Genomic DNA, 16,568 nt, shown 5'->3' with positions numbered 1-16,568 from the left:
ATCTGCCATGCCTATCACCCCCAGCGAAGAACGCCAACTCACCCTCACCGTGCTCAAGGCCGCCATCCAGGCCCTGGGCAGCGTTGCCGCGCGCAACATGGAAATTCTCCTGCACGACCTTGACCACCCCGAGCACTCGGTGGTGGCGATCGTCAATGGTCATCTTTCCGGCCGCAGCCTGGGCAGCCCGATCCTCGCCGCACCGGAGCAGGACCAGGGTTTCAAGGCACTGATGCAGGCCTCGGCCGACCAGCACGGCTGTGAGCCGGTGGTGCTGCCCGATTACCCCACTACGCTCAAAGGCCGCACGCTACGAAGTGCCACGGCAATTTTCCGTGACAGCAGCGGCCACCCGTTCGCCAGCCTGTGCGTCAACACCGACGTCACCGGCCTCGATGCTGCCATGAGCTTTCTCCAGCAGTTGCAGCCGCTGGGAGCCATACCGGCGGTCAACGAACCAGCCGACATGGAGCTGCTGATGAGCGAGATCATCCAGGCCGCCCTGCAGCGCAGCGGCCAGGGGCGAATGAACAAACAGGCCAAGGTCGAGGCCGTGCGCGTCATGCAGGAACGCGGCCTGTTCATCGTCAAGGGCGGCGTCGAGAAGGCTGCCAGCGCCCTCGGCGTGACGCGCTACACCATTTACAACTACCTCGAGCAACTACGCGGAGCCAGCCAATGACCTTGCACATTCATACACCCCTGATCGAATCGCGCCCGCTGTCGTTGGCTGCCGGCCGTAATATCTGGCTCAAGCTCGACGCCCTGCAACCCTGCGGTTCGTTCAAACTGCGCGGTGTAGGCCACGCCTGCGAGGTACACCAGGCGCTCGGTGCCCGGCACTTTGTGTCCTCGTCAGGCGGCAATGCCGGTTTGGCAGTCGCCTACGCCGGACGCAAGCTGGGGGTGCCGGTGACCGTGGTGGTACCCGAAACCACCACCGAACGGGCCAAGGAGCTGCTGCACCTGGAAAACGCCAAGGTGGTGGTGCACGGCAGTTCCTGGCAAGAGGCCAACGCCCTGGCACAGACACTAGTAGGCCCGAACGATGCCTTCATCCACCCATTCGACGACCCACTGCTGTGGGCCGGGCATGCCAGCCTGGTGGATGAAGTGGCCGAAGCCGGCCTGAAGCCGGACGCGGTGGTGTTGTCAGTCGGCGGTGGCGGCTTGCTCAGCGGCGTGGTGGAGGGCCTGAAGCGCAATGGCTGGGGCGACGTGCCGGTGCTGGCGGTAGAAACCGAGGGCGCGGCGTCGCTGCATGCGGCCATGCAGGCCGGCCATTCGGTGGAGCTGGAGCGTATCGCCTCGGTGGCGACGTCGCTGGGGGCCAAGCGTGTGGCTGATCAGGCGCTGATATGCGTGCAGCAGCATCCGGTGCACAGCCACCTGGTCAGCGATCGCGCAGCGCTGGAGGCCTGTGAGCGGTTCCTGCTGGACCACCGTGTGCTGGTCGAGCCCGCGTGCGGGGCGGCGCTGGCAGTGGCCTATGATGCCAAGGCACTGGGCGCCTTGCGCAATGTACTGGTGGTGGTCTGTGGCGGCGCTACCGCAACACTGGAGCAGATCAGGGCGTGGCTGCAGCAGGCAGACTGAAGCTGCCATCTGTCGGGGGTGATTACGACAGTCACATGCACCTGATCTACTAGGCTCGCCGCAACCGAAAAGCCCTCGCAATCGCGTCAACCCTGACGAAATGCGTATCCCGCCCTTTCGGTCTGCGGCAAGTGAAGGCACAATGCGTGTCCTTTTTTTGGCCGGCCTGGCCGGGGGCCTTTAAATGATCAAGACGCCGTATTACCTCATCGATAAAACCAAGCTGCTCAGCAACATGGAGAAGATCGCCTACGTGCGCGAACACTCCGGTGCCAAGGCGCTGCTCGCCCTCAAGTGCTTCGCCACCTGGTCGGTGTTCGACCTGATGCAGCAGTACATGGACGGCACCACCTCGTCCTCCCTGTTCGAGCTCAAGCTCGGCCGCCAGAAGTTCGCCGGCGAAACCCATGCCTATAGCGTGGCCTGGGCCGACGACGAGGTCGAGGAGATGCTTGAGAACTGCGACAAGATCATCTTCAACTCAATCGGCCAGCTGCAGCGCTTTGCCGAACAGTCCGAAGGCAAAGTGCGTGGTCTGCGCGTCAACCCGCAGGTCAGCAGCTCCGACTACCTGCTGGCCGACCCGGCCCGCCCGTTCAGCCGCCTGGGCGAATGGGACCCGGCCAAGATCGAGCAGGTGATCGAACAGATTTCCGGTTTCATGTTCCACAACAACTGCGAGAACGGTGACTTCGGCCTGTTCGACAAGATGCTCACGCACATCGAAGAGCGTTTCGGCCACCTGCTGCACAAGGTCGAGTGGGTCAGCCTTGGTGGCGGCATTCACTTCACCGGTGAAGACTATGCAGTGGACGCCTTCTGCGCGCGCCTGAAGGCGTTCTCGGAAAAATACGGCGTGCAGGTATACCTGGAGCCCGGCGAAGCAGCCATCACCAACAGCGCCTCGCTGGAAGTGACCGTGCTCGATACCCTGTACAACGGCAAGCACCTGGCCGTGGTCGACAGCTCGATCGAAGCGCACCTGCTCGACCTGCTGATCTACCGCCTCAACGCCAAGATGGCCCCCAATGACGGCGAGCATACCTACATGGTCTGCGGCAAGTCATGCCTGGCCGGTGATATCTTCGGCGAGTACCAATTCGACCGTCCGCTGGCCATTGGCGATCGCCTGTCGTTCATCGACACGGCGGGTTACACCATGGTCAAGAAAAACTGGTTCAACGGGCTGAAGATGCCTTCCATCGTGGTCAAGCAGCTCGACGGCAGCGTCGAAGTCGTCCGCGAGTTCGGTTTCGAAGACTACGTTTCCAGCCTGTCGTAAGACCGGCTTTCAAGTAAGGAGCAAAAGGTAAATTGAAGAAGAACGTTCTTATCATTGGTGCAGGAGGTGTCGCCAAGGTGGTGGCCCACAAGTGCGCGCAGCATAACGACGAACTGGGTCGTATCGCTATCGCGTCACGGAACATCTCCAAATGCCAGGCCATCATCGACAGCGTCAAGGCCAAGGGTAGCCTCAAGGTGCCCGCCGACATCCAGGCCTTCTCGCTCAATGCCCTCGATGTCGAGGCAACCAAGGCACTGATCCGCGAAACCGAATCGCAGATTGTGATCAATGTGGGTTCCGCCTTCCTCAACATGTCGGTGCTGCGTGCCTGCATCGATACGGGTGCCGCCTATCTGGACACCGCCATCCACGAAGAGCCGGGCAAGATCTGCGAGACCCCGCCGTGGTACGGCAACTACGAGTGGAAACACCTCGAAGAGTGCCAGGCCAAGAACATTACCGCCATTCTCGGCGTCGGATTCGACCCGGGTGTGGTGAACAGCTACGCCAAGCTGGCGCAGCAGCAATATTTCGACAGCATTGATTCGATCGATATTCTCGACGTCAATGCCGGTTCCCATGGCAAGTACTTTGCCACCAACTTCGACCCGGAAATCAACTTCCGCGAGTTCACCGGACAAGTGTGGAGCTGGCAGAACAGCCAGTGGACCAGCAACACCATGTTCGAGGTCAAGCGTACCGACGACCTGCCAGTGGTAGGCTCGCAAAACCTGTACCTGACCGGCCACGATGAAGTTCACTCGATTTCGAAGAACCTCAATGTACCGAACGTGCGCTTCTGGATGAGCTTCGGCGAGCACTACATCAACGTGTTCACTGTTCTGAAAAACCTGGGCCTGCTCAGCGAGCAGCCGGTGAAAACCGCCGAAGGCCTGGAAGTGGTGCCGCTGAAAGTGGTCAAGGCCGTACTGCCAGACCCAGCCTCGCTGGCCCCTGGCTACACCGGCAAGACCTGCATCGGTGACCTGGTCAAAGGCACCAAGGATGGCCAGCCGCGCGAAGTGTTCATCTACAACGTGGCTGACCACGAAGAAGCCTACGCCGAGACCGACAGCCAGGGCATTTCCTACACCGCCGGCGTACCACCAGTGGCTGCCGCCCTGCTGGTTGCCCGTGGCGAGTGGGATGCCAAGCGCATGGTCAACGTCGAGGAGTTGCCAGCCGAGCCGTTCCTCAAGGCGCTGGACGTGATGGGCCTGCCGACCCGCGTCAAAGATGAAAAAGGCGATCGTCCTTGGGACGCTGAAGCCTAAGCAACAAACAGAAGGGGCGCCACATGGCGCCCCTTCTGCTTTCCAGGTCCAGGATCGTCACAGGCCTGAAACAAGCACGTAACCTGTGGGAGCGGGCAAGCCCGCGAAGAGGCCGGCGCAGGCTTACCTCTACTTGCGGGCCTCCAGAATCAGGTTGAACGGCGTATGCGTCGCCCGGCGGAACCTGCTGAACCCCGCCTCCTCGAAGACGGCCCGCAAGCGCGCTTCTCCGGCCTGTGCGCCCAGCCCGAGGCCCACCTCCTGCGACAGCGAATTCGGCGTGCAGATGAAGGTAGACGCGGCATAGAACAACCGTCCGACCGGTGTCAGGTTACCCTCCAGCGAGTCCTCGGCATAAGGCTCTACCAGCATGACCGTGCCATCCGCCTTCAAAGCACGGTAGGCATGCCGGGCTGCCCCGACCGGGTCACCCATGTCGTGCAGGCAATCGAAGAAACACACCAGGTCATGGTCATGCCCCGGATAGTCCTTGGCGCTGGCCTGCTGGAAGCTCACCCGCGCCTCCAGCCCCGCTTCACGTGCACGCTCGTTGGCGGTTGCGATCGAAGGCTCATGATAGTCGTACCCCACGAAGGTCGACGCCGGAAACGCCTGCGCCATCACCAGCGTCGAGGCACCATGACCGCACCCCACGTCCGCCACCTTGGCGCCCGCCTGCAGCTTGGCCACCACACCCTCCAGCGCCGGCAGCCAATCCGCCACCAGAAAGGTGCGATACCCCGGCCGGAAAAACCGCTCGGTACCACTGAACATGCACGGGTGGTGATCGCCCCAGGCCAGCCCGCCATCGCCACGCATGGCGGCTACCAGCTTGTCCTTGTCATGGAACAGCGCTGCCACCACTGCCGCGCCGCCGGCCATGTAGGCCGGGGAGTCCTCCAGCGCCAGGGCCATGGCCTGTTCCTCAGGCAGCACGAAATGGCCCTTCTCATGGACCATGTAACCCGAGGCCGCCTGGGCATTCAACCATTCGCGCACCAGCCGCGGGTGGCAGCCGGTCTTTTCCGCCAGTTGCTCCGGGGTGACCGCCTGGCTGTCCGCCAAGGCCCGGTACAGCCCCAGTTCATCGCCGAGGATGACGTTGGCCAGCGTCGCCGCTGCGCCCATGTCGCTCACCAGCTTGCCCATGAAATCGTGAAGCTTTGCCTCGTCCATGACCTGCCCTCCTCTGCAAGAAGGCCATCGCCAGCGAGGGACGTCCACTCCGGGGAGGCGGTGGTCGGTTCAAGGGTGTCGGTTCGCGGTACGATTCGCTACCGCGAGCTGTCAGTAAGTTTAGATGCTCTGCCTGGGCACCGTGGAATAACGGCCTCATGGCCCACGAAACATCCTTCAGGTAACAATTCCTAAACAACGATGTGACATTTTTTTTCAGCTTTCTTATCAAGGAGCTGTCAAATGAAGGTCACGGTTTTCGGAACCGGCTACGTCGGCCTGACCCAGGCGGTGTGTCTGGCCCAGGTGGGCCATTCGGTGCTGTGCATGGATGTCGATGCCGATCGGGTTGCCAGCCTGAGTGAAGGACATTGCCCGATCTTCGAGCCCGGCCTTGCGCCGCTGCTGAAGAAGAACCTCGCCTGCGGTCGCCTGTCCTTCACCACCGACGCCGCAGCGGCCGCCAACTATGCCAGGTTGCAGTTCATTGCCGTCGGAACCCCGCCGCAAGCCGACGGCAGCGCCGACCTGAAGCATGTTTTTGCCGTGGTCGACAGCATCCTCGAACATGCCGACGGGCCCAAAGTGATCGTCAACAAGTCCACCGTGCCGGTGGGTACGGTACACCGCATCAAGGCTCGCATCGCCCAGGCCGTGGCCGATACCAGCCGCTTCCAGGTGATCAGCAACCCGGAGTTTCTCAAGGAAGGCTCTGCGGTGGATGACTGCATGCGCCCCGAACGCATCATCATCGGCGGCGCAGAGGCGCCCGAAGTGGAGTTGCTACGCGAGCTTTACCTGCCGTTCAGCCGCAACCGCGAAAAGCTTATGGTCATGGACGCGCGCAGCGCCGAGCTGACAAAGTACGCGGCCAACTGCATGCTGGCCACCAAGATTTCCTTCATCAACGAAATCGCCAACCTGGCCGAGCACCTGGGGGCCGACATCGAAATGGTGCGCCGTGGCATCGGCTCGGACCCGCGCATCGGTTATGACTTCATCTACGCCGGCTGCGGTTTTGGCGGTTCTTGCTTCCCCAAAGACCTGCAAGCTCTGCGCCACAGTGCCGAGGCAGAAGGCTTCGAGACACAGTTGCTGCGCGCAGTAGAGTCGGTCAACGAGCAGCAGAAGGGCCGGCTGTTCAGCAAGATCCAGCGCCACTACCCCGGCGGCCTGCGGGGCAAGGTGTTTGCCCTGTGGGGGTTGTCGTTCAAGCCCAATACCAATGATATCCGCGAAGCCTCCAGCCGGGTCTTGCTGGAAGCGTTGTGGGCCGCGGGTGCGCGGGTCCAGGCCCACGACCCTCAGGCCATGGAAGAAATCCGGCGCCACTACGGCCCGCGTGCCGACTTGCAACTGGTGCCCTGCAAGGACGATGCATTAAAGGGCGCAGATGCCTTGGTGATCGTCACCGAGTGGCAGGACTACCGCGTACTCAATCTGGACAAGGTGCCGCAGCAGTTGACCGACCGGGTGGTGTTCGACGGGCGCAACCTGTTCGAGCCCGAGCACATGGCCGCCGCCGGCCTGACTTATTACGGGATCGGCCGTGGCCAGGTGCAGCCAGTATGCCCGTACTGATTACCGGTGTGGCAGGTTTCATTGGCTACCACGTGGCGCGGCGCCTGTGCGAGGCCGGCATCGAAGTGGTCGGTATCGACAACCTTAATGCCTACTACAGCGTCGAGCTCAAGCGGGCGCGCCTGCAGGCGTTGTTCGGTTTTTCCAGCTTCCACTTCCATACCCTCGACATCGCCAACCCTGCCGATTTGCAACCGCTGTTCGCCAGGCAGGCGTTCAGCGAGGTGATCCACCTGGCAGCCCAGGCCGGCGTGCGCTATTCACTGGACAACCCTGGTGCCTACGGGCAGGCCAACCTGGTTGGTTTCCTCAATGTTCTCGAGGCCTGCCGAGCGCAGCCACCACGCCACTTGATCTACGCCTCCAGCAGCTCCGTGTACGGGGCCAATGCCAAGCTGCCGTTCAGCATCGACGACCCGGTCGAGCAGCCAGTGTCGCTCTATGCCGCCAGCAAGCGCGCCAATGAACTGATGGCGCACAGCTACGCGCACCTGTACCGCCTGCCGACCACCGGCCTGCGTTTTTTTACCGTCTATGGCCCCTGGGGCCGCCCCGACATGGCGCTGTTCAAGTTCACCCGCGCCATGCTCGAAGGCCGGCCGATAGCGCTTTACAACAACGGCCTGATGGGCCGCGACTTCACCTACATCGACGACATCGTCGAGAGCATCGTGCGCCTGCGCCTGAAACCGCCCCGCCCGGTCGAAGGGAAACCACCCTGCCAACTGTTCAATATCGGCCGCGGTCAGCCGGTAAGGCTGCTGCACTTTGTCGACTGCCTGGAGGACGCCTTGGGTATCAAGGCCCAGCGCGACTACCTACCGCTGCAAGCGGGGGACGTACTGGAAACCTGGGCCGACGTAAGCTCACTGACACGCTGGATCGACTTCTCCCCTGGCACGTCGCTGGAACATGGCGTCAACGCCTTCGTTGGTTGGTACCGGGGTTTCTACCGGGTTTGATCCACGCACTCACAACACGATCACAGGTAGCCTCATGAGCGATCCACTTGACCTCTCGGTACTCATCCCCGCCAAGAACGAGGTCGACAACCTGCCGTCACTGCTGATGGAGATTCGTGCTGCACTCACGGCCGAAGACTACGAAGTGTTGGTGGTCGACGACGGCAGCAGCGACGGCACCCTGAACGTACTGCAACAACTGAAAAGCCAGGGCTACAGGCAATTGCGCATCCTGCGTCACGACCGTTCGCTGGGCCAGAGCACCTCGCTGTGGCATGCCGCCCAGGTGGCCCGTGGCCACTGGCTGGCGACCCTGGATGGCGACGGCCAGAACGACCCGGCAGACATCCCCGGCATGCTAGCCCTGGTGCGCGCCAGCCAGAACCTGGCCGGCGGCGTCAAGTTGGTGGCAGGGCACCGGGTCAACCGGCGTGACAGCGCCAGCAAGCGCTGGGCCTCGCGCTTTGCCAACGGCCTACGCAGCCGCCTGCTCAAGGATGCCACGCCCGACACCGGCTGCGGGCTGAAGCTGATCGAGCGGGCAGCCTTCCTGCACCTGCCCTACTTCGACCACATGCACCGCTACATTCCGGCACTGATCCTGCGCCACAACGGCCGCATGCTGGTGCACCCGGTCAACCACCGGCCACGCCACGCCGGTGTCTCCAAGTACGGCAACCTGGACCGCGCCCTGGTCGGCATCCTCGACTTGTTCGGGGTGTGGTGGCTAATCCGCCGCACCCGCCTGCACAGCCGCCCGCAGGAGCTTGAAGGATGACCCGCGAAACCCTCTGGCTGATCATCGGCTTCGCGGGTCAGGCCGTTTTCACCGGGCGCTTCGTGCTGCAGTGGCTGTACAGCGAACTCAAACGCCGTAGCGTGATCCCGGTGGGCTTCTGGTACCTGAGCATGCTCGGCAGCGCGCTACTGCTGACTTACGCCATCTACCGCCAGGACCCGGTCTTCATTATCGGCCAAAGCTTCGGCTTTCTGGTCTACCTGCGCAACCTGCAACTGATTGCCCGTCACCAGCACCTGAAGGAATAGCCCTTTGCCTAAGTTCAAGACAATCGGGGCCGAACGCCTGGCCCTGATCGCCCTCGCCGTGTTGCTGGTGGGCGCGGGAATCGGCTGGCGTCAGCCGATGAATGTCGATGAAGAACGCTTCCTCGGCGTGGCCCTGGAAATGCTCCAGAGTGGCGACTGGTTCATTCCGCACCGGGCAGCGGAGATCTATGGCGACAAGCCACCGCTGTTCATGTGGACCGTGGCGCTGTTCAGCTACCTGACCGGCGCACCCAAAGTTGCTCTCTACCTGCCAGGGCTGCTGTCGGCGGCGACCATAACCTGGGTACTGCATGACCTCGGGCGGCGCCTGTGGAACCGGCGCACCGGCGTGATCGCTGCCTTGTTGTTCCTGGCCACCTACCAGAGCTACAGCATCCTGCGCACCGGGCAGATCGACAGTTTCCTGTGCCTTTGGGTTGCGCTGGGCCTCTACGGCATGCTGCGCCACCTGCTACTGGGGCCCGCCTGGGGCTGGTTCTACCTGGCTTGCGCATCCATGGGCCTGGGCATTATCAGCAAGGGAGTGGGTTTTGTTCCGGCGCTGATATTGCTGCCTTATGCCTGGGCGGTGCGCCATCGCTGGCGCGGCGTAGTCGCCATGCCCGGCCAGGGATGGCGCTGGAGCCTGGGGCTGCTGTGGTTACTCGCCGGTTGCGCCGTGTGGCTGCTGCCGCTGCTGGTGTCGATCGCCCATGGCGGCGGCGCCGCAGAGCTGGCCTACCTGAAGGAAATCCTGCTGCGTCAGACCGCCAGCCGCTACGCCAATGCCTGGGACCATCGCGAGCCGTTCTGGTACTTCTTCGTCAAGGTCATCCCCAAGTACTGGCTACCTCTGATCCTGGCCCTGCCCTGGCTGATACCGGCCTGGCGCCGGCAACTGCAAAAGCGCGATGGCCGCTTCCTGCTACTGCTTGGCTGGGTGGCATTGGTGCTGCTGTTCTTCAGCCTCAGTACCGGCAAGCGCAAGCTGTACATTTTCCCGGCGCTGCCTGGCTTGATTCTGGCGATGGCGCCGCTCGTGCCGTGGCTGCTCAAGCGCTGGTGGCAGCGCCGGCCGGGCTGGCGCAAGGCGTTTACCACAGTAGCCTTGGTATGGTTCGCCCTGTGGTTCGCGCGTGGTTTCGTCGAGCCCGCCAAGGAGGGCCGCAACCCGCATGAGACGCTGATGAGCGACGCCGCACAGGCCACTGCTGGTGCCGAACTGGTGCTGATCAACTGGCGCGAGGGGCATTGGCTGTTTGCCCGGCAACCCATCGTGCACTTCGGTTTCACCGGCCAATCCAAAGTGGATGCAGCGGTCTACTGGCTGCGCCAGCACCCCACCGCCTTCGCCTTGGTTCCTGCCAACCAACTGGGCCTGTGCTTTAGCGCCGACAAGGCCCGCAAGCTGGGTGAGACCTCGCGGGCCGAATGGTATGTAGTCGGTGCAGATGCCGACAACGGCCAGTGTCAGGCCAGTGCCCCCAACAACGTCTACCACTTCGCCTGGGCCGACACGGGGCACAGCCCGCCGGCGGTTGAGGAACGGACCGGGCATTGACCAGCCGGCCCCTGCCGAGTGGGTGTTCTGGCGAATGACGACTCAAGGTCGAACTCGCGCTCCCCCGCCCATGACGCTTGCAATCCATCAAATCTCAAAATACTGTATGAATATTCAGTATAGCGAGACACCGCCATGCAACTCATCGCCAAACTCGGCATCCTGGCAGACGCCGCCAAGTACGACGCTTCCTGCGCCAGCAGCGGCGCGCCCAAGCGTAACTCGCGTGGTGCTGACGGCCTGGGTGCTACCAATGGCATGGGTATCTGTCATAGCTACACACCTGACGGTCGCTGCGTATCTCTGCTCAAGGTACTGCTGACCAACTTCTGCCTGTATGACTGCCAGTACTGCGTCAACCGCCGCTCCAGCAACGTGCCACGCGCGCGCTTCAGCCCCGAGGAAGTGGTACGCCTGACCCTGGACTTCTACCGGCGCAACTGCATCAGCGGCCTGTTCCTCAGCTCCGGCATCATCCGCTCAGCGGACTACACCATGGAGCAGCTGATCCGTGTGGCCCGGCTGTTGCGCGAAGAGCACAGCTTCCGCGGCTACATCCACCTCAAGGCCATCCCCGATGCCGACCCGCTGCTGATCGAAGAGGCCGGGCGCCTGGCCGATCGCCTCAGCGTCAACATCGAACTGCCCACCGAGGCCAGCCTCAAGCGCCTGGCGCCGGAAAAGCAAGGGCGCACCATTCGCCAGGCCATGGGCGTGATTCATCAGGGCCAGCAGGCCGTGGCCAACGAGCCCAGGGCACCGCGCTTTACCCCGGCCGGGCAAAGCACCCAAGTCATCGTCGGCGCCGACAGCACCGACGACAGCACCTTGCTGCGCAATGCCGAATCGCTGTACCAAGGCTACGGCCTCAAGCGCGTGTACTATTCCGCCTTCAGCCCGATCCCCGACAGCCCCGGCAGCGTGCCCCTCGCCGCACCACCGCTGCTGCGCGAACACCGCCTGTATCAAGCCGACTTCCTGTTGCGTGGCTATGGCTACAAGGCTGGCGAGCTGCTGGACCACAGCGGTAACCTGGCACTGGACATCGACCCCAAACTGGCTTGGGCACTGGCCAACCGCGAAGTGTTCCCACTGGACGTGAACCGCGCCGAACCGGCGTTACTGGCGCGTATCCCCGGCATCGGCCTGCGCAGCGTACAGCGCCTGGTCGCCCTGCGGCGGGAGCGGCGCATCCGTTATGACGACCTGATCCAGCTGCGCTGCGTGCTGGACAAGGCACGTCCATTCATCGTCACCAGCGACTACCGCCCCGCCCAGGCCGAACTGCGCAGCGGCTTGCTGCGAGCGCGCTTGAGTGAGCCGCCAGCGCCCGTGCAGATGGGGTTATGGGGGTGATCGCGCTCGACTGCGACGACCTGTTCGCCACCTGGCGCGATCAGGCCCGGGGCTTGTTGGGGCATGGCATCGACCCATCGGAAGTCACCTGGTCGCAAGGCCCGATGGCGGACCTGCTGGCCGTGCCGGCAGCGCCGCCTGAAGGGCCTGGCCCTTTCCGGGCCAAAGTCCCGGCCGCACTGCTGAGCCAATTGGAGCAGGCCTCTCGCTACCGTGGCGAACAGCGCTGGAACCTGCTGTATGAAGTGCTGTGGCGCGTCGCCCATGGCGACCGCACGGCAATGTTGGCGGGTGACCGGCTGGGCAGTGAGCTGCAACGGCGCATCAAGCAGGTAACCCGCGAGGCGCATCACTTGCACGCGTTTGTACGCTTCGTGCCGCTGCCTGAGGAACTGGCTGAGCACTTGCAGCTCGACCTGGTGGCCTATCACGAGCCTGCACACGACATTCTGCAAAGTGCCAGCGCGCACTTCGCCGACCGCCTGGGGCGTTTGCGCTGGTTGATTGCCACGCCACAGGATGGCATTCGCTTCGACGGCCAGGCGTTCGACTACCAGCGCCATTGCCCCGAGCCCTGGCGCCAGTGGGCCCGCAACGCCGAAGACCCCGGCGCCGAACTCTGGCGCACCTACTACCGCCACACCTTCAACCCGGCCCGCCTCAACCCGGACGCCTTGCGCCTGCACATGCCAGGGCGGTTCTGGCGGCATTTGCCGGAAGGCATGCTGATACCGCAGCTTGAAGGCCTGGCGCGCCAAGGCAAACAGCGGGACGGCCAAGCCCTTGAGGTGGCCTCGCAAACCGGCAAGACCATCAGCAAGCCTGCGCGCTCGGTGTAGCCGCGGAGCCTGTTGCGGCCCCGTCTAGACACAAGGCCGCTGCTACGCCGAAGCCATTATCCTCAACTGAAGAGCCTGGCCAGGCAGGCCAGCTTCTTCTTGTACGAACGCCGCGCCTCCAGTGCCTGCTCCAGACTCACCGGCAGGAACCGCGCCTGCTGGTTGGGCTGCATCTGCCCGATCAGGTCGAGGTCGGCGCTGATCACCGTGCCGATCATGGCGTAGCCGCCCCCCGACACTGCATCGCGATGCAGGATGATCGGTTCCAACCCTGCCGGCACCTGGATCGATCCGATCGGGTAGCAGCTGTCGACGATATTGGACGGGTCCGACCCCGCACCGAACGGCTGCTCGCGCGGTTGGAAACTCAAGGCGCTGCCGCCTTTGTAGCGATAGCCGATACGGTCCGCTTCGGAGCCAACCGTCCAGGCGTCGGTGAAGAAACGTTGCGCTGCAGCTTCGGTCAGGCGGTGGAAGTACAGCCCAGGCACCACCCGCAACACCACCTCGCCCCCCAGGGCCTGACGCAGGGCCATGGGCAAGCTTGCACCGGCACGGGTCTTGCCGCTGGGCACGCCCACCGGCAGCAGGTCGCCCGCCATCAGTTTGCGCCCATGAAAGCCACCCAACGCGCCCAGCACGTAGGTGGACCGGCTACCCAGTACCTCGGGCACATCGATGCCTCCGGCCACTGCCAGGTAGGCCCGGGCGCCCGCTGTTGGAAACCCGAAACGCAACACTTGCCCCGCCCGCACGGCAAACGCAGTGTCCGGGCGCTGCTCGCGGCCATCGAGCAACGCTGGCATCTGCGCACCGCACACAGCGACCAGTGCGTCCTGCTGGAACTCCAGCTCCGGCCCCACCAGCGCACACTCCAGGCCCGCAGCGCCGGCCGGGTTGCCCACCAGGTGATTGGCTGCGCTCAAGGCGTACTGGTCGAGTGCGCCGGACGGAGGGATACCCAGGTGGTAGTAACCTTCGCGGCCCAGGTCCTGTACAGAAGTGGCCAGCCCCGGTTTGAGTACCTTGATCATGCCAGCACCTCCTGCAACGATTTGGGGTAGCCGACCGGGTCGGCGAGAAAGGCGTCCAGGAAAAACTCCACGGGACGAATGCGCAGGTCAAAACGGCCCTCCTCCACATCCGCCACCGCCTGGTCATAGGCACGGCGGTCGATGGGTTTGAACTGCACGATGTCACCCGGGCGGAAGAACACCATGTGCTCCTTGAGGTAGTTCAAGGTCTGTTGCGGGTCGTAGATCGGTGCCGGGGTGACGCCGAACATCTGGTAGCCGCCAGCCCCGCGCACCGAGTAGATGCAACCAAAGCAGCCGCCATGGCCCAGGGTGAGCTTGGGCGTGTCGGTACGGGGGCGCAAGTATTTGGGCACCTGCAGCTGCCGCTCGCGCTCGACCATCTGGAACATGAACGGCAGGCCGGCGACAAAGCCCACCATCGACACGAACCATGGCGCGCCACTGTGGGCGGCGATGAATGCCTCGACATCGGCCAGGCCGTTGATGCGCGCGGCGTACTCCAGGTCTGTGCTGGTCGGGTCCTGGTGGCGATCCCGAAAGCGCATCAGGGTTTCATGGGTCCAGGGGTCGTTGTACAGCACCGGGATCTCGATGATCCGCGTCTGCAACGAACGCTCGGCCACCGCCTGCGCCTCGGCGCCGCGCACGGCTTCAAGCAGTGCCTCGGGGGCGATACGGTCCGGGTCGAAGCGGATCTGGAAAGACGCGTTGGCCAGGCATACATCAAGCACGCCATCCAGGGCCAGCCGCTCCACCGCCCGGGTGACGGCCATACCCTTGAAAAAGGCCTCCAGCGACATGCTTTCGCTGACTTCGGCAAACAGGTGCTCGTCGGCGCCGAAGCTATAACGAATCGGGGTTGTAGCAAGCGGTTCGGCCATGACAGTTCCTTTTCTTGGAATCTTTATAGAAAGGCAGGCGAAAACAAAATGCACGGGCTCCGGCTTGTGTGTTTGCCGGATACCTGACGGGTTCAGCGCGGTGCACGCACCACGATGCCAGCCGTATCCAGGGCCTTGCGCGTGGCCTCGACCAGGTCCAGCGCGCCCGGGGTGTCACTGTGCAGGCAGATGGAGTCGAATTCGATGGCCAGGTCCTGGCCTTCGACCGTGCGCACCACGCCTTGGCGGCAAGCGCGCAGCACCCGCTCAGCGACCGCCTGGGGCTCGTAGCCCCGCACATTACGGGTAAACACGATCGACCCGCTCAGGTCGTACTCGCGGTCGGCGTAGAACTCACGAACTACCGGCTGGCCCAGTGCCTGGGCAATGCGACAGATCACCGAACCTGGCATGCAGAACAGCAGCAGTTCCGGCTCGATCACCCGCAGGTTTTCCACCAGCAAATGTGCGGCTTCTTCGTCACGCGCCAGGTGCATGTACAACGCCCCGTGCGGTTTGATGTGCTGCAGACGCACGCCCTGGGCACGGGCTATTTCGCGCAGCGCGCCCAGTTGGTAGAGCATGTCGTCGACCAGCTCCTGCGCCGGTGCATTGATGTGCCGGCGGCCAAAGCCGACCAGGTCACGGAACCCCGGGTGTGCACCCACCGCAACGCCCAGCGCCTTGGCGCGCTCGACGGTGCGGCGCATGGTGCCGGGGTCACCGGCATGGAAACCAGTGGCGATGTTGGCGCTGCTGATGTACCCCATCAGCTCATTGTCGACGCCATCGCCAATGGTCCACGGGCCAAAGCCCTCGCCCATGTCCGAGTTGAAGTCTACTGCTTGCATGACGGCATCTCCTGGCACTTGTGACTGCATGCAAGCCACGTTAGATTCTCCGCACCCCCTTGGGAAGATCTATAAACAGATGGGGTGTCTTCTGAAAATCAGATACTCCGGGAGCCTACCGTGTCACTCACCCTGCGCCAGGTCCGCTACTTCGTTGCCACCGCTGAAATCGGCCAGATCTCCCAAGCGGCGATCCACCTGAACATCTCCCAGTCGGCAGTGACCACGGCCATCAAGGAGCTGGAAGCGATGCTCGGTGTGCTGTTGTTCCAGCGCTCGGCCCAAGGCATGAGCCTGACCGAGGCCGGCCGGCACTTTTTGAACCGTGCCTACGTCATCCTGCGCAGTGTCGACGACGCGTTGAACAGCCCGCTTCCGGACGTGCGCGCCAGTGGCCTGTTACGCCTGGCGGCAAGTTACACGGTGATCGGCTACTTCCTGCCGCACCACCTGCAACGCCTGGAGCACTGGCATCCGGGGGTGACCCTGGAGCTGTACGAGCAGGAGCGCAGCGCCATCGAACAAGGGCTGCTGGAGGGGCGTTTCGACATGGCGGTGGTGCTCACCGCCAACCTCACCCACCCCGACATCGTCTCAGAAACCCTGTTCAACTCCGAGCGCCGGCTGTGGTTGCCCGCACACCACCCGCTGTGCGAACGCTCGGCGGTGAGCCTGGCCGATGTGGCCTGTGAGCCGTTCATCCTGTTGACCGTGGATGAGGCCGAGCAAAGTGCCATGCGTTACTGGGAGCAGGCCGGGCAGCGCCCGGGCGTAAGGGTGCGTACCAGCTCGGTGGAGGCCGTGCGCAGCATGGTGGCCAATGGCAGTGGCGTGGCAATCCTGTCGGACCTGGTGCACCGGCCGTGGTCGCTGGAGGGCAAGCGCATCGAGACGGTGACCATCAGCGACCCGGTGACGCCAATGAGCGTAGGGTTGGCCTGGCACCGGGAACGGGCATTCAGCCCGGCGATGCAGGCGGTGCGCAATTACTTCCATGATGCGTTTCTGGCGCCGCAGCAGTTGTCGGCCCGGCGCTGAGCCTGCCTTTGCAGGCCCGGCCTCTTCGCGGGCGCGCCCGCTCCCACAGGTGCAGCGCAAATCTTCAGCGGTATGGGAGCCTGT

The 16,568-nt window shown here is 63.5% G+C and carries 16 protein-coding genes; 12 read left to right on the top strand and 4 right to left on the bottom strand.

Annotated elements, in window-relative coordinates:
* Positions 1-7 precede the first annotated feature (7 nt).
* The 4 genes from AC3B5Q_RS12390 (at position 8) to AC3B5Q_RS12375 (ending at position 4,155) form a co-directional block, all read left to right on the top strand.
* Positions 8-682: a helix-turn-helix transcriptional regulator gene (locus AC3B5Q_RS12390; protein ID WP_103444498.1), complete on the top strand. Its 675-nt coding sequence runs from the start codon at positions 8-10 to the stop codon at positions 680-682.
* The gene (locus AC3B5Q_RS12385; protein ID WP_275966969.1) at positions 679-1,596 is read left to right on the top strand and encodes a pyridoxal-phosphate dependent enzyme; all 918 of its coding nucleotides are present in this window, start codon (positions 679-681) and stop codon (positions 1,594-1,596) included. The genes AC3B5Q_RS12390 and AC3B5Q_RS12385 overlap by 4 nt, the downstream gene beginning before the upstream one ends.
* 184 nt (positions 1,597-1,780) lie before the next feature.
* Positions 1,781-2,878, top strand: a complete 1,098-nt coding sequence (gene nspC, locus AC3B5Q_RS12380; protein ID WP_003248125.1) for a carboxynorspermidine decarboxylase — start codon at positions 1,781-1,783, stop codon at positions 2,876-2,878.
* 32 nt (positions 2,879-2,910) lie between these two features.
* Positions 2,911-4,155, top strand: coding sequence for a saccharopine dehydrogenase family protein (locus AC3B5Q_RS12375; protein WP_021782415.1), 1,245 nt, complete (start codon positions 2,911-2,913; stop codon positions 4,153-4,155).
* A 129-nt stretch (positions 4,156-4,284) separates the two neighbouring features.
* Here AC3B5Q_RS12375 and AC3B5Q_RS12370 read toward each other — a convergent pair whose 3' ends face one another.
* Positions 4,285-5,331, bottom strand: a complete 1,047-nt coding sequence (locus AC3B5Q_RS12370; protein ID WP_488393106.1) for a class I SAM-dependent methyltransferase — start codon at positions 5,329-5,331, stop codon at positions 4,285-4,287.
* 243 nt (positions 5,332-5,574) lie between these two features.
* Here AC3B5Q_RS12370 and AC3B5Q_RS12365 point away from each other — a divergent pair, with 243 nt between their 5' ends.
* From AC3B5Q_RS12365 to AC3B5Q_RS12335, 7 genes are all read left to right on the top strand, one after another.
* Positions 5,575-6,912 carry a UDP-glucose dehydrogenase family protein gene (locus tag AC3B5Q_RS12365; RefSeq protein WP_021782413.1) on the top strand — a complete coding sequence of 446 codons (1,338 nt, stop codon included), beginning with the start codon at positions 5,575-5,577 and terminating at the stop codon, positions 6,910-6,912.
* On the top strand, positions 6,900-7,874 hold the full coding sequence (locus tag AC3B5Q_RS12360; RefSeq protein ID WP_021782412.1) for an NAD-dependent epimerase/dehydratase family protein: 975 nt from the start codon (positions 6,900-6,902) through the stop codon (positions 7,872-7,874). The genes AC3B5Q_RS12365 and AC3B5Q_RS12360 overlap by 13 nt, the downstream gene beginning before the upstream one ends.
* A 34-nt stretch (positions 7,875-7,908) precedes the next feature.
* Positions 7,909-8,652, top strand: a complete 744-nt coding sequence (locus AC3B5Q_RS12355; RefSeq protein WP_021782411.1) for a glycosyltransferase family 2 protein — start codon at positions 7,909-7,911, stop codon at positions 8,650-8,652.
* Complete coding sequence (locus AC3B5Q_RS12350) at positions 8,649-8,921, top strand: lipid-A-disaccharide synthase N-terminal domain-containing protein (protein ID WP_021782410.1); 273 nt, start codon at positions 8,649-8,651, stop codon at positions 8,919-8,921. Before AC3B5Q_RS12355 ends, AC3B5Q_RS12350 begins: the two co-directional genes overlap by 4 nt.
* A 4-nt stretch (positions 8,922-8,925) precedes the next feature.
* Positions 8,926-10,482 carry an ArnT family glycosyltransferase gene (locus tag AC3B5Q_RS12345; protein WP_392525972.1) on the top strand — a complete coding sequence of 519 codons (1,557 nt, stop codon included), beginning with the start codon at positions 8,926-8,928 and terminating at the stop codon, positions 10,480-10,482.
* A gap of 135 nt (positions 10,483-10,617) precedes the next feature.
* Entirely contained in the window at positions 10,618-11,838 is a 1,221-nt protein-coding gene (locus tag AC3B5Q_RS12340; protein ID WP_392520186.1) for a putative DNA modification/repair radical SAM protein, read from the top strand.
* Entirely contained in the window at positions 11,829-12,677 is an 849-nt protein-coding gene (locus AC3B5Q_RS12335; RefSeq protein WP_021782407.1) for a TIGR03915 family putative DNA repair protein, read from the top strand. The genes AC3B5Q_RS12340 and AC3B5Q_RS12335 overlap by 10 nt, the downstream gene beginning before the upstream one ends.
* 62 nt (positions 12,678-12,739) lie before the next feature.
* On the opposite strand, the gene AC3B5Q_RS12330 is transcribed toward AC3B5Q_RS12335, so the two are convergent.
* The 3 genes from AC3B5Q_RS12330 to AC3B5Q_RS12320 all read right to left on the bottom strand — a co-directional run bounded on the left by AC3B5Q_RS12330 (position 12,740) and on the right by AC3B5Q_RS12320 (position 15,446).
* Positions 12,740-13,711 carry a 5-oxoprolinase subunit C family protein gene (locus AC3B5Q_RS12330; RefSeq protein WP_021782406.1) on the bottom strand — a complete coding sequence of 324 codons (972 nt, stop codon included), beginning with the start codon at positions 13,709-13,711 and terminating at the stop codon, positions 12,740-12,742.
* A complete protein-coding gene (locus AC3B5Q_RS12325; protein WP_021782405.1) occupies positions 13,708-14,595 on the bottom strand; it encodes a 5-oxoprolinase subunit B family protein in 888 nt (295 codons plus the stop codon). The genes AC3B5Q_RS12330 and AC3B5Q_RS12325 overlap by 4 nt, the downstream gene beginning before the upstream one ends.
* Positions 14,596-14,687: 92 nt before the next feature.
* Entirely contained in the window at positions 14,688-15,446 is a 759-nt protein-coding gene (locus AC3B5Q_RS12320; RefSeq protein ID WP_021782404.1) for a 5-oxoprolinase subunit PxpA, read from the bottom strand.
* A gap of 120 nt (positions 15,447-15,566) precedes the next feature.
* Between AC3B5Q_RS12320 and AC3B5Q_RS12315 the strand changes: the two genes are divergently transcribed.
* Positions 15,567-16,484 (top strand): LysR family transcriptional regulator, encoded by a 918-nt coding sequence (locus AC3B5Q_RS12315; protein ID WP_021782403.1) that lies wholly within the window; start codon positions 15,567-15,569, stop codon positions 16,482-16,484.
* Positions 16,485-16,568: the final 84 nt, after the last annotated feature.

It is taken from the genome of Pseudomonas sp. D5(2026) (assembly GCF_057766845.1).
Note: the sequence above shows the minus strand (reverse complement) of the source record. Positions and strands in the feature narration are given on the sequence as shown.

What these genes read in the sequence shown, in the direction of transcription:
- AC3B5Q_RS12370 (WP_488393106.1), bottom strand. Translation starts at nt 5,331, where the DNA reads ATGGACGAGGCAAAGCTTCACGATTTCATGGGCAAGCTGGTGAGCGAC.
- AC3B5Q_RS12335 (WP_021782407.1), top strand. Translation starts at nt 11,829, where the DNA reads ATGGGGGTGATCGCGCTCGACTGCGACGACCTGTTCGCCACCTGGCGC.
- AC3B5Q_RS12360 (WP_021782412.1), top strand. Translation starts at nt 6,900, where the DNA reads ATGCCCGTACTGATTACCGGTGTGGCAGGTTTCATTGGCTACCACGTG.
- AC3B5Q_RS12355 (WP_021782411.1), top strand. Translation starts at nt 7,909, where the DNA reads ATGAGCGATCCACTTGACCTCTCGGTACTCATCCCCGCCAAGAACGAG.
- AC3B5Q_RS12390 (WP_103444498.1), top strand. Translation starts at nt 8, where the DNA reads ATGCCTATCACCCCCAGCGAAGAACGCCAACTCACCCTCACCGTGCTC.
- AC3B5Q_RS12340 (WP_392520186.1), top strand. Translation starts at nt 10,618, where the DNA reads ATGCAACTCATCGCCAAACTCGGCATCCTGGCAGACGCCGCCAAGTAC.
- AC3B5Q_RS12325 (WP_021782405.1), bottom strand. Translation starts at nt 14,595, where the DNA reads ATGGCCGAACCGCTTGCTACAACCCCGATTCGTTATAGCTTCGGCGCC.
- AC3B5Q_RS12385 (WP_275966969.1), top strand. Translation starts at nt 679, where the DNA reads ATGACCTTGCACATTCATACACCCCTGATCGAATCGCGCCCGCTGTCG.
- nspC (WP_003248125.1), top strand. Translation starts at nt 1,781, where the DNA reads ATGATCAAGACGCCGTATTACCTCATCGATAAAACCAAGCTGCTCAGC.
- AC3B5Q_RS12320 (WP_021782404.1), bottom strand. Translation starts at nt 15,446, where the DNA reads ATGCAAGCAGTAGACTTCAACTCGGACATGGGCGAGGGCTTTGGCCCG.
- AC3B5Q_RS12350 (WP_021782410.1), top strand. Translation starts at nt 8,649, where the DNA reads ATGACCCGCGAAACCCTCTGGCTGATCATCGGCTTCGCGGGTCAGGCC.
- AC3B5Q_RS12330 (WP_021782406.1), bottom strand. Translation starts at nt 13,711, where the DNA reads ATGATCAAGGTACTCAAACCGGGGCTGGCCACTTCTGTACAGGACCTG.
- AC3B5Q_RS12365 (WP_021782413.1), top strand. Translation starts at nt 5,575, where the DNA reads ATGAAGGTCACGGTTTTCGGAACCGGCTACGTCGGCCTGACCCAGGCG.